The organism is Micromonospora sp. NPDC047740, assembly GCF_043204735.1.
Lineage (GTDB): Bacteria > Actinomycetota > Actinomycetes > Mycobacteriales > Micromonosporaceae > Micromonospora.
This window is the reverse complement of the sequence record NZ_JBIDCT010000028.1, coordinates 49948-62269: the sequence shown is the minus strand read 5'-3', so window position 1 is coordinate 62269 and position 12322 is coordinate 49948. Positions and strand designations below refer to the sequence as shown.

Genomic DNA, 12322 nt, shown 5'->3' with positions numbered 1-12322 from the left:
GGCAGGAGCCCCGGGGAGACCACATCCGCCGCCGATCGGGTGTTACCTCTCCGGGCCCCTCGGGTAGACGCGGGGTGCCCCCGCCACGAAACGCGAACCGTGCCGTGGCCGAAACGCGGTAGCGGGGCGGGTGTGCAACTCATCGCATCCGAGGAGGACAAGATGAGCACGCAGGCTGCGTCCACCAGGCCGATGAACCGGCCGGCGCAGGAGGCGCCCAACCGGATGGCCATGCAGGACGTCCAGACCCGTCAGATGCCGATGATCGAGGATGGTCGCCGGCAGCCGACTCCGGGCACCGAGACCAAGCACGCCCTTCTCACCACAGAGTTCTGGGTGTACGCGATCGCCGTCGCGGGCGTCATCGTCGCCGCGTACTGGCCCGGCGGGAGCGGCAACGGCCTGAACCTCGCCAACCCGAACCTGTCGTGGTGGTTCCTGACGGTCCTGACCGGCGCCTACCTGTTCAGCCGTGGTCTGGCCAAGGCTGGTAGCGAACGCCACTCGATCGCGGAGCGCCGGGCGGCCCGGCGCCAGTGAGCAACACCTGAGAGCGGCGGTGGCCCCGGGAGTTTCCCGGGGCCACCGTCGTGCGTGGACTACTCGAAGTCCCCGCCGAAGTCCCCGAAGTCGCCCTCGAAGGCGTCCTCGATCAGCTCACCGGCGACCAGGCCACCGGCCACCCCCAGGGCGGCGCCCGCCACCATGCCGCCGACTCCCGGCCCACGGCGCCCGTGGTGGCCGTGGTGCCCGTGCGGTCCGAAGCCCTGGGCCCGCAGGTTGCCGTAGCGCGAGGTGGTCTCCCGCAGCCAGCCGTCCACCACCTGGGCCCAGTCGGTGCGGCCCGTGTCGCTGTGCGGGACGGTGTACCGGCCGAAGACGTCGTGCCCGGCGGTGAAGAACCCGCCCCGCTTGTCGCACTCCAGGATCACCTCGACGCCCCGTTGGCTGGTCACAAAGGTCAGCTCGACCTCGTTGACGGCCTGCGCGTACTGCGGCGCGGCGAAGAACTCGATCTCCTGGTAGAACGGCAGCGTCTGCTGCACGCCGTAGATGTGGCCGCGCTCCAGGTCGGCGTGCTTGAACCGGAAGCCGAGCGTCTGGAACGCCTCGAGGATCCGCTCGTGGATCGGCAGCGGGTGCACGGCAACCTGGTCCAGGTCGCTCTTGTCCACCGCGCGGGCCACCGCGACCTCGGTACGCAGCCCCATGGTCATACCGCGCAGCCGCTGCCCGTACACGTCGGTGACCGGGGTCTCCCACGGCACCGGGAGCTGGAACGGGAGGGAGAGTTGCTGCTTCGGCGCCAGCTCCAGGCGGCCGCTGACCGGCATCCGGTGGAACTCCATGATGCCCGCGTACTCGGAGTCGCCGCTCTCGACCTCCACCCGGGTGACCAGGCCGACGCTGATCTGCTCGATGCTGGCCGGCACGTCACCGCCGACCAGGTTGACGTGCCCATCGAGAGCCAGGCCGGGCCGGGTGTTCGGGTTGGTCAGCACCGTGTCGACGCTCGGGCCGCCGACGCCGAACGCGCTCAGCATCTTCTTGAAGACCATCGCCACTCCGCTTCCACCTTCGGCACGCTCCACGACAGAGCGCGCACGGGACCACCAAAGGCACGTTAACCTGCAGCGCTGTGAAGTGGCTGTGAGCACGAGGCCTCCGCCGGCACGGCGCTCGTCGCGGTGTCAGTCGACCCGCACGACGATCAGCTCGCCGACCTGCTCGCCGATCTGCTGCCGTCCCTCCGCGGGCAGCCCGCCGTCGGTGATGAGCACGTCGGCCGCCGCGAGCGGGGCGATGGTGGCGATCCCGGTGGTCTCCCACTTGGTGTGGTCGGCGAGCACGACGAGCCGCCGGGCGGCAGCGATCAGCCCCCGGTTGACCGCCCCCTCCAGCAGGTTCGGCGTGGTGAACCCGGTCCGCGGACTCATCCCGTGCACGCCGAGGAAGAGCAGGTCGACGTTGAGGGCGGCGATGGCCGCCTCGGCCACCGGCCCGGTCAGCGCGTCCGAGGGCGTACGGATGCCACCGGTGAGCACGACGGTCTGGTCGGGGCGGGGGTTCTGGTAGAGGGCGTCGGCGACCGGCACCGAGTTGGTGACCACGGTGAGCCCGCGGACGTCGGCGAGCCGGGCGGCCAGGGCGGCGGTGGTCGTGCCGGCGGAGAGCGCGATCGCCATCCCGGGCTCGACCAGGCCGGCGGCCCGCTCGGCGATGGCCCGCTTCTCGGCCTGCTGCCGGATCGACTTCGCGGCGAAGCCGGGCTCCTCGGCCGAGCCGGGGCCGGCCAGCGTCGCACCACCGTGGACCTTGTCGACCAGCCCCCGCTCGGCGAGCACCTCCAGGTCCCGCCGGATCGTCATGTCCGACACCCCGAAGCGGCTGACCAGATGACTGACCCGGACGCCACCACGCTGGCGGATCAGCTCCAGGATGGCGCTCTGCCGTTGCTGGGCGAGCATGGATCCTCCTTCGGGTGCGGGGGCCACGGTCAGGCGGCCTCGGCCGTCCGGTCCGTCGCCGGATCGCCGGCCCCCACCCTGGCCGGCACCTCGGCGGCGCGGGCCGGCGTTTCGCGGACCACCGCCACCTCGCCGGCCGGGACCACCAGCTCGCCGTCGCAGCGGCCGCCGCCGAGCAGCTCGACGCCGGTGACCGCCAGCCGGGCCTCGGCATCGGTGTGGTTGATGACGAACAGCCAGCTCCGGTCGGCGGACCGGCGGCGTACCACCTCCACCCCCGCCGAGGCGGCCACCGGCGGGCGGGCGCCGGACTCGGCGAGCAGCCGGGCGACGAGCCGGTCGGTGGCGGCCGCGTCCAGCCGGGTGGCGACGTACCAGGCGGCTCCGGCGCCGACCGCGTGCCGGGTCAGCGCGGGCACCCCGGGCAGCGGCCCGTCGGCGTACGAGGCGAGCACCTCCGCCCCGTCGGCGTGCAGCCACTCGGTCCACACGTCGGCGGTGGCGCCGTCGTCGAGGCGTACCCGCTCACCCTCGCGGAGCGGGAAGAACTCCTCGGTGCGGACGCCGAGCAGCTCGCGGAACGCGCCTGGGTAGCCGCCGAGCCGGATGTGGTCGTGCTCGTCGACGATGCCGCTGAAGTAGGTCACCAGGGCGGTGCCACCCGCGGCCACGAACGCGCGCAGGGCCTCGGCGTCGGCGTCGCGGATCAGGTAGAGGGTGGGCACCAGGACCAGCCGGTAGCGGGACAGGTCGGCCGACGGGTGCACCACGTCGGCGGTGACCCCGGCCCGCCAGAGCGCGCCGTGCAGGGCGGCGAGCTGGTCCACGTAGGTGACGTCGGTGCTGGGGTGGGAGTCGAGCTCGACGCCCCACCAGGCCGCGTAGTCGAACAGAATCGCCACTTCGGACTCGACCCGGCTGCCGCGTACCTCGGCGAGGGCCTTCAGGTCGGCGCCGAGCCGACACACCTCGCGGAACACCTTGGTCTCGGGCCCGGCGTGCGGGACCAGCGCGGAGTGGAACTTCTCTGCGCCCGCCCGGGAGGCCCGCCACTGGAAGAAGAGCACCCCGTCGGCGCCGCGCGCCACGTGGGCGAGGCTGTTGCGCCGCAGCTGGCCCGGGGTCTTGGCGACGTTGCGCGGCTGCCAGTTGACCGCGCTGGTGGAGTGCTCCATCAGCAGCCACGGCCCGCCACCGGCGACGCCCCGGGTGTGGTCGGCGGCGAGCGCCAGGTCGACCTGCGGCCGCGGGTCGGCGGCGATCAGGTAGTGGTCGTTGGCGACCAGGTCCACGTCGGACGCCCAGGAGTGGTAGTCCAGGTGCTTGACGCCGGTGCCGATCATGAAGTTGGTGGTGACCGGCTGCCGGGTGAGCCGGGTCAGCACCTCCCGCTCCGCACGCAGCTGGGCGCGCTGCTCGTCGGAGGAGAAACGCAGGAAGTCCAGCTGCTGGGTGGGGTTGGCGAAGGTCGGGGCGGTCCGTGGCGGGTTGATCTCGGCCCAGTCGTGGTAGCGCTGGCTCCAGAACGCGGTGCCCCAGGCGGCGTTGAGCGCGTCCAGGTCGCCGTAGCGCTCGCGCAGCCAGCGGCGGAACGCCTCGGCGCTGACGTCGCAGTAGCAGTGCACGTTGTGGCAGCCCAGCTCGTTGGAGACGTGCCACATCACCACGGCCGGGTGGTCGGCGTACCGGCCGGCGACGGCCTCGACCAGCGCGAGGGACCGCTGCCGGAAGACCGGTGAGCTGGGGCAGTACGCCTGCCGCCCGCCCGGCCAGAGGATCGTGCCGTCGGCGCGTCGGGGCAGCGTCTCCGGGTGCCGGTGGGCCAGCCAGGGTGGCGGACTGGCGGTGGCGGTGGCCAGGTCGACGCTGATCCCGCCGTCGTGCAGCAGGTCGAGCGCCCGGTCGAGCCAGCCGAACTCGTGGCGGCCGGGGGCGGGTTCCAGCAGGGCCCAGGAGAAGATCCCGACCGAGACCAGATTGACCCCGGCCCGGCGCATCAGCGCGACGTCCTCGACCCAGGTCTCCTCGGGCCACTGCTCCGGGTTGTAGTCGGCCCCGTACCAGATCCGCTCACCGTGCCAGGTCCGCATGAGTGCAGAGGGTGCCCCCGGAACGGCCACCAAGTCAACACTTTCCAACATCGACAGTGATTGCCACGGTTGGCCGGTCTCGGCCATGTCACAACTGGGTTGTCGCTGTCCGCTTCCCCCCTTGACAGCGCGGAACCAGGGGGTAGCTTCAACCGCCACCGGCTGTTTGTGTTCGGACATGTGGATTCGCGGTGGATCCACCGCCGCCGGCGCGAACACCGATACCACCACCACGGCTTTTGGACGCAGCGCACCTCTTCCACGCAGGAGGCACCATGTCCCGTCCCCGATCGCAAGCCGAATACCTCGCCCGACTCGTGCCCCCGTCCGTCGCCGGCCTGAACCGCCGCTCGCTGCTCGCCGGCGCGGGCGCGCTGCTCGGCACGGGACTGCTCGCCGGCTGCGGCTCCGACTCCGACTCGGGCGCAGGCTCGAAGACCGTCTCCGTCGGCTCGAACGCCTCGGACCCGACGCCGAAGGACGTTCTCGCCAAGCTGGCGGCCGGCTTCCAGAGCTCGTCCGGGGTCCAGGTCAACATCAACACGGTTGACCACAACACGTTCCAGGAGAACATCAACAACTACCTGCAGGGCAAGCCGGACGACGTGTTCACCTGGTTCGCCGGCTACCGGATGCGGTTCTTCGCCGCCAAGGGCCTGGCCGGCGACGTCAGCGACGTCTGGGGCAAGCTCTCCGGCTTCTCCGACGCGTTCAAGAAGGCGTCCACCGGCGACGACGGCAAGCAGTACTTCGTGCCCGCGTCGTACTACCCGTGGGCGGTCTTCTACCGCAAGTCGGTGTGGCAGCAGCACGGCTACCAGGTGCCGACGACGCTCGACGACCTCACCACACTCGCCGGGCAGATGAAGAAGGATGGCCTCATCCCGATCGCCTTCGCCGACAAGGACGGCTGGCCCGCGATGGGCACCTTCGACATCCTCAACCTGCGGATCAACGGCTACCAGTTCCACGTCGACCTGATGGCCGGCAAGGAGGCGTGGACCTCCGACAAGGTGAAGAAGGTCTTCGACACCTGGGCCGGGCTGCTGCCGCTGCACCAGCCGGACGCCCTGGGCCGGACCTGGCAGGAGGCCGCCCAGTCGCTGCAGCAGAAGAAGAGCGGCATGTACCTGCTCGGCCTCTTCGTCGCCCAGCAGTTCAACGACAACGAGCAGGACGACATCGACTTCTTCACCTTCCCCGAGATCGACTCGACCATCGGGGCCAAGGCCCTGGACGCGCCGATCGACGGCTACATGATGGCCCGCAAGCCGAAGTCCGAGGCCAACGCCAAGAAGCTGCTGGAATACATCGGCGGCGTCGACGCCGCGAACATCATGGTGAAGGGCGACCCCGGCACCCTGGTGGCCAACAGCGGCGGGGACACCAGCGGCTACAACGCGCTGAAGAAGAAGGCCGCCGAACTGGTCGGCTCGGCCACGGAGATCGCCCAGTTCCTCGACCGGGACACCCGGCCGGACTTCGCCTCCACGGTGATCATCCCGGCGTTCCAGCAGTTCATCAAGAACCCGAAGGACATCAGCGGGCTGCTCACCAGCATCGAGAACCAGAAGAAGTCGATCTTCACCAGCTGACGGCGGAAGGGAGGAGGACACCATGTCCGACCTGCCCCTGATCCAAGCGGATCGCGCCGTACCATCGCCGGCCGCGACCACCACCACGCGTGGTCGCCGCCGGCGGCTACGGCTCCTGTCCCACACCGACCGCGTGGTGATCACGCTGATGGTGCTGGTACCCATGCTCCTCGTCGTCGGCCTGGTCTGGCTGCCGGCGCTGGCCACCGTGCTGCTCTCCGGCACCAACTGGGACGGCATCGGCCCCCTCAGCGAGATCGACTGGGTCGGCCTGAAGAACTACGACGACGTGGTGAACATCTACCCGCCGTTCGTCCCGGCGATCCAGAACAACCTGCTCTGGCTGGCCGCGCTCTTCGTGGTGGCCACCCCGTTCGGGATGTTCCTCGCCGTGCTGCTCGACAAGGAACTGCGCGGCAGCCGCTTCTACCAGACCGCGCTCTACCTGCCGGTGGTGCTCTCCCTGGCGCTGATCGGCTTCGTCTGGCAGCTCATCTACAGCCGCGACCAGGGCCTGCTCAACGCACTGCTGGGCACCCAGACCGACTGGTACGGCGACCCGCACGTGAACATCTGGGCGGTGCTCGTCGCCGCCGGCTGGCGGCACGTCGGCTACATCATGCTGCTCTATCTGGCCGGCCTCAAGGGCGTCGACCCGTCGCTGCGCGAGGCGGCCGCCGTGGACGGCTCCTCCGAGGCCAGCACCTTCTTCCGGGTGGTCTTCCCGGTCATGCGGCCGATCAACATCATCGTGCTGGTGGTGACGGTGATCGAGTCGCTGCGCGCGTTCGACCTGGTGTGGGTCATCAACAAGGGCCGCAACGGGCTGGAGTTGATCTCCGCGCTGGTCACCGCGAACGTGGTGGGCGAGGCTAGCCGGATCGGCTTCGGCTCCGCCCTGGCGACCATCATGCTGGTCGTCTCCCTGGTCTTCATCACCCTCTATCTGGCCACCGTGATGCGGGAGGGCCGGCGATGACCACCGTCCTGACCCGCGAGACCACGGCCACCGCACCGGCCGGGCGCCGCCGGCCGCTGCGGCCCGCCCGGGTGGTCCTGCACCTCTTCCTGGGTACGGTGGCCGTCGGCTGGCTCTTCCCGATCCTCTGGGCGACGCTGACCTCGCTGCGGTCCTACGAGTACACCGCCACCCACGGCTACGTCTCCCTCGGCGGCTGGACCATCGACAACTACGTCACCGCCTGGCGGACCGCGGAGTTCGGCAAGCACTTCCTCAACTCCGTCTACATCACGGTCCCGGCGGTGCTGCTGACGCTCTTCCTCGCCTCCTGCGTGGCGTTCGTGATCGCCCGGTTCAGCTGGAAGCTCAACCTCGTGCTGCTCGGGCTGTTCACCGCGGCGAACCTGCTGCCGCAGCAGGCCCTGCTGATCCCGCTGTTCCGGATGTTCACCGAGATCCCGCTGCCGGCCTGGATGAGCGACTCGGAGCTGCTCTACGACAGCTACTGGGGGCTGATCCTGGTCAACGTCGCCTTCCAGTGCGGCTTCTGCGTCTTCGTGCTGAGCAACTACATGAAGGCCCTGCCGCACGACCTGTACGAGGCGGCGATGGTGGACGGGGCCAGCGTGTGGCGGCAGTACTGGCAGGTCACCATGCCGCTCTGCCGGCCGGCCCTGGCCGCGCTGGCCACCCTCGAGGTGACCTGGATCTACAACGAGTTCTTCTGGGCCACCGTGCTTATGCGCACCGGCGACAAGTTCCCGGTGACCAGCTCGCTGAACAACCTGCGCGGCGAGTTCTTCACCGACAACAACCTGGTCTCGGCCGGCTCGGTGCTGGTCGCGATCCCCACCCTGGTGATCTTCTTCCTGTTGCAGAAGCAGTTCGTCCGGGGCCTGACCCTGGGAGCCAGCAAGGGATGACGATCCTCCACCTACGCCGCGCCCGGACCAGCCTGGTGCTCGACGCGCGCGGCCCGGGCCTGCCCCGGATCGTGCACTGGGGCGCCGACCTCGGCCCCCTCCCCGCCGACGACCTGCCCGCCCTGGTCGACGCCACCATCGCGCCGGTGGTGCCGAGCAGCTTCGACGCGCCGACCGTGCTGTCACTGCTGCCCGAAGCCAGTGCCGGCTGGAGCGGCCGGCCCGGCCTGGCCGGCCACCGCGACGGCCGGGACTGGTCCACCGCCTTCCGCCTCGACGGGCTCGACGTCGCCGACGTCGCCGACGTCGCCCCAGAGCCGAGCCGGGTGGCGGGGGGCGGGGAGGCGGTGCGCGTATCCGGGGCGGAGCGGGACCCCGACGGGGCCGATGCCGCGCGGGTGACCGTGCGGGCGGCGGACCCGGGCGCGGGGTTGTCGCTCACCGTCGAGCTCACGCTCGACCCGACCGGACTGCTGACACTGCGGCACCGGCTGCGCAACGACGGCGACCGGCCGTACGAGGTGCGGGAGCTGACCCCGGTGCTGCCGGTGCCCGCGGTCGCCACCGAACTGCTCGACCTGACCGGGCGCTGGTGCCGGGAACGCGCCCCGCAGCGGCACCCGTGGCCGATGGGCGCCTGGGTACGCGAGGGCCGGCACGGCCGCACCGGCCACGACGCCACGCTGCTGCTCGTCGCCGGCACGCCGGGCTTCGGCTTCGGGCACGGCGAGGTGTGGGCGGTGCACACCGCGTGGAGCGGCGACCACGTCACGGTGGCCGAACGCCGCCCCACCGGGGAGGCCACCCTGGGCGGCGGCGAACTGCTCACCCCCGGCGAGATCGTGCTCGCCCCCGGCGCGGAGTACGCCACTCCTCTGCTCTACGCGGTCCACTCGACCGACGGGCTGGACGGGCTCAGCAACGTGCTGCACACCCACCTGCGGGCCCGCCCGCAGCACCCGCGCGCACCCCGCCCGGTGACCCTCAACGTGTGGGAGGCGGTCTACTTCGACCACGACCTGGACCGGCTCAGGGACCTCGCCGACCGGGCCGCCGAGGTGGGCGTGGAACGGTTCGTGCTCGACGACGGCTGGTTCCGGGGCCGCCGGCACGACCGCGCCGGGCTCGGCGACTGGTGGGTCGACGACGACGTCTGGCCGGACGGGCTGCAACCGCTCATCGACCACGTCCGCGGGCACGGGATGCAGTTCGGGCTCTGGGTCGAGCCGGAGATGGTCAACCGGGACTCGGACCTGTTCCGGACCCACCCGGACTGGCTGCTCCAGGCGCCCGGCCGGCTGCCGCCGGAGTGGCGCCACCAGCAGGTGCTCGACCTCGCCCACCCGGACGCGTACGCCCACCTGCTGGGCCGGCTGGACGCGGTGCTGACGGAGCACGACGGGATCGCGTACCTGAAGTGGGACCACAATCGGGACCTCACCGAGGCCGGGCACGGCGGCCGGCCGGGGGTGCACGCGCAGACCGTGGCGGTCTACCGCCTCCTCGACGAGCTGCGTGGCCGCCACCCCGCAGTGGAGATCGAGAGCTGCTCGTCCGGCGGGGCGCGGGTCGACCTGGAGATCCTGCGCCGCACGGACCGGGTGTGGGCCAGCGACTGCAACGACGCCCTGGAACGGCTGTCGATCCAGCGCTGGACCGGCCTGCTGCTCCCACCCGAACTGGTCGGCACCCACATCGGACCGGAACGCTCGCACACCACCCACCGCGTGCACGACCTCGGCTTCCGGGCGGTCACCGCGCTCTTCGGCCACCACGGCATCGAGTGGGACATCAGCGGGATCACCACCGCCGAGCGGGCGGAACTCGCCGCCTGGGTCGCCCTGCACAAGCGGCTGCGTCCGCTGTTGCACGGCGGCCGGGTGGTCCGGGTCGACCACCCCGACCCGGCCGTCCAGGCGCACGGCGTGGTCGCCCACGACCGGTCCCACGCGGTGTACGCGATCTCCCCGCTGACCACCTCGGTCGCCCAGGTGCCGGGCCTGGTACGCCTGCCCGGGCTGGATCCGGCGCGGCGCTACCGGGTGCGGCCGCCGGCCGGGCTGCCGGAGCCGGCGGTGCTCCAGTTCACCGAGCCCGGCTGGTTGTCTTCGGGCGACGGGGTGACGCTGAGCGGGTCGGTGCTGGGTGCGGTGGGACTGCAACTGCCGGCGCTGCACCCGGAGCAGGCGCTGCTGCTGGAGGCCACGGCCGTCAGCTGAGGGCCGGTGACACCTCGCCTGCCCTCCGCCGCCTGCCGGCGAATGGACAGCTGTTCGCCCGGGCGTGTGGGTTCCTGGCGCTTTGGGTGCGGTAGTTGTCGCCGGAACGACAACAAACGCACCCGGAGCCGTCACCGGTCCGACTCGCCGATCCACTCGACGACGGCGAAGCGGTCGGGCCGGGCCGGCAGGAGACTTTTTTGAGAATCTGTCCGGCGGATGTCGAGAACCGGAGTGGCGGCTTCTACCTGAGGGTGGAAGCACCGAGAATCGGTGCACAGGCGTGAGGAGCGAACCGTGAAGTACATGCTGCTGATGCAGTTCAGCGCCGCCGGGGCCGACTTCCCGTCGATCGACACCTGGACGCCGGAGGAGATCCGGGCGCACATCGGGTTCATGGGGGAGGTCAACGCGAAGCTCACCGCCGACGGGGAATGGGTCCAGGCGGAGGGCCTGGGCGGGCCGCAGCAGGCGCGGATCGTCCGGGCGGGCGAGGGCGGCGCCCCGGTCGTCACCGAAGGGCCGTTCGCCGAGACCAAGGAGTTCCTCGCCGGCTGGTGGATCGTCGACTGCGAGACGCCGGAGCGGGCGGTCGAGATCGCCGCGCACATCTCCACCGCACCCGGGCCCGGCGGGCGACCGCTGAACATGCCGATCGAGGTGCACCCGATCATGTCGGCGCCACCGCAGGAGATCTGACCGCTGGGCACCCTGGACCGGACCGTCGAGGACCTGCTGCGCGAACTGGCGCCGCAGGTCCTCGGCGTGCTCGCCCGCCGGTTCGGTGACTTCGCCACCGCCGAGGACGCGGTCCAGGAGGCGCTGCTGGACGCGGCCACCCAGTGGCCGGCGCAGGGGCTGCCGGACAATCCGCGCGGCTGGCTCGTCCAGGTCGCGTACCGCCGGATGATCGAGCTGGTCCGGGCCGAGGCCGCCCGGCGGGACCGGGAGGACCGCGCCGCCCGGCGGGAGGGCGACCAGCGGCGGACCGCGCCGGCCGCCGACGAGCCGCTGATCTCGGACCGGGACGACACCCTGGTCCTGCTCTTCCTCTGCTGCCACCCGACGCTGTCGACCGCCTCGGCGATCGCGCTGACCCTGCGGGCAGTGGGTGGGCTCACCACCACCGAGATCGCCCGCGCGTTCCTCGTCCCGGAGCCCACCATGGCGCAGCGGATCAGCCGGGCCAAGCAGCGCATCCGGACCTCCGGGCTGCCGTTCCGGATGCCGGACGAGGGCGAGCGCGAGTCCCGCCTCGCGGCGGTGCTGCACGTGCTGTACCTGATCTTCACCGAGGGGCACACCGCCAGCCTCGGCACGGACCTGCGCCGGGTGGACCTGTCCGAGGAGGCGATAAGGCTGACCCGGGCCATGCACGCGCTGCTGCCGGACGACAGCGAGGTGGCCGGCCTGCTCGCCCTGATGCTGCTCACCGAGGCCCGCGCCGCCGCCCGGACCGGCCCGTCGGGTGAGCTGATCTCCCTGGCCGACCAGGACCGCAGCCGGTGGGACGCCGCCGCGATCGCCGAGGGGACCACACTCGTCACCCGGGCGATGGCCCGCGGGCCGGTCGGTCCGTACCAGCTCCAGGCCGCCATCGCCGCGCTGCACGACGAGGCGCCCACCGCCGCGCAGACCGACTGGCCGCAGATCCTCGCGCTCTACCAGGTGCTGGAACGCCTCTCGGGGAACCCGGTGGTCTCGCTAAACCGCGCGGTGGCGACCGCCATGGTGCACGGCCCGGCTGCCGGGCTGGACGCGCTCGCCGCCCTGGACGCCGACCCCCGGATGGCCGGTCACCACCGCCTCGACGCGGCCCGGGCGCACCTGTACGAGATGGCCGGCGACCGGGACGCCGCGGTGACCCACTACCGGGCCGCCGCCGGGCAGACCACCAGCCTCCCCGAGCAGCGCTACCTGCAGATGCGCGCCGCCCGGCTGGCCCAGCGCTGAGTCCACTCCCGATCGGCTGTCGACGGCTCCAAGATCCACACCAGATCGGCGAGGTGGCGGTGTCCGGGCCGCGCAACACCGCCAGGTCGCCGTGCTGTTGACCCACTCCAGAT

The 12322-nt window shown here is 71.6% G+C and carries 10 protein-coding genes; 7 read left to right on the top strand and 3 right to left on the bottom strand.

The features are described from left to right. Nucleotides 1-162 precede the first annotated feature (162 nt). Nucleotides 163-540: a hypothetical protein gene (locus ACGF4F_RS34205; RefSeq protein ID WP_393084220.1), complete on the top strand. Its 378-nt coding sequence runs from the start codon at nt 163-165 to the stop codon at nt 538-540. Between the two features lie 59 nt (nt 541-599). On the opposite strand, the gene ACGF4F_RS34200 is transcribed toward ACGF4F_RS34205, so the two are convergent. The 3 genes from ACGF4F_RS34200 to ACGF4F_RS34190 all read right to left on the bottom strand — a co-directional run bounded on the left by ACGF4F_RS34200 (nt 600) and on the right by ACGF4F_RS34190 (nt 4558). Next, nucleotides 600-1559, bottom strand: a complete 960-nt coding sequence (locus tag ACGF4F_RS34200) for a sporulation protein (RefSeq protein WP_393084265.1) — start codon at nt 1557-1559, stop codon at nt 600-602. A 132-nt stretch (nt 1560-1691) separates the two neighbouring features. After that, nucleotides 1692-2468, bottom strand: a complete 777-nt coding sequence (locus ACGF4F_RS34195; protein ID WP_393084217.1) for a DeoR/GlpR family DNA-binding transcription regulator — start codon at nt 2466-2468, stop codon at nt 1692-1694. 29 nt (nt 2469-2497) lie between these two features. Then, on the bottom strand, nt 2498-4558 hold the full coding sequence (locus tag ACGF4F_RS34190; RefSeq protein ID WP_393084214.1) for a beta-galactosidase: 2061 nt from the start codon (nt 4556-4558) through the stop codon (nt 2498-2500). Nucleotides 4559-4833: 275 nt separating this feature from the next. On the opposite strand from ACGF4F_RS34190, the gene ACGF4F_RS34185 reads away from it, so the two are divergent. The 6 genes from ACGF4F_RS34185 (at nt 4834) to ACGF4F_RS34160 (ending at nt 12209) form a co-directional block, all read left to right on the top strand. After that, the gene (locus ACGF4F_RS34185) at nt 4834-6153 is read left to right on the top strand and encodes an ABC transporter substrate-binding protein (RefSeq protein WP_357433158.1); all 1320 of its coding nucleotides are present in this window, start codon (nt 4834-4836) and stop codon (nt 6151-6153) included. A 22-nt stretch (nt 6154-6175) separates the two neighbouring features. Beyond that, nucleotides 6176-7132 carry a sugar ABC transporter permease gene (locus tag ACGF4F_RS34180; RefSeq protein ID WP_357433160.1) on the top strand — a complete coding sequence of 319 codons (957 nt, stop codon included), beginning with the start codon at nt 6176-6178 and terminating at the stop codon, nt 7130-7132. After that, on the top strand, nt 7129-8037 hold the full coding sequence (locus ACGF4F_RS34175; protein WP_357433162.1) for a carbohydrate ABC transporter permease: 909 nt from the start codon (nt 7129-7131) through the stop codon (nt 8035-8037). The genes ACGF4F_RS34180 and ACGF4F_RS34175 overlap by 4 nt, the downstream gene beginning before the upstream one ends. Continuing rightward, on the top strand, nt 8034-10256 hold the full coding sequence (locus ACGF4F_RS34170) for an alpha-galactosidase (RefSeq protein ID WP_393084208.1): 2223 nt from the start codon (nt 8034-8036) through the stop codon (nt 10254-10256). The genes ACGF4F_RS34175 and ACGF4F_RS34170 overlap by 4 nt, the downstream gene beginning before the upstream one ends. Before the next feature lie 306 nt (nt 10257-10562). Then, entirely contained in the window at nt 10563-10955 is a 393-nt protein-coding gene (locus ACGF4F_RS34165) for a YciI family protein (RefSeq protein ID WP_198940385.1), read from the top strand. A 12-nt stretch (nt 10956-10967) separates the two neighbouring features. Next, nucleotides 10968-12209, top strand: coding sequence for an RNA polymerase sigma factor (locus ACGF4F_RS34160; RefSeq protein ID WP_393084262.1), 1242 nt, complete (start codon nt 10968-10970; stop codon nt 12207-12209). Nucleotides 12210-12322: the final 113 nt, after the last annotated feature.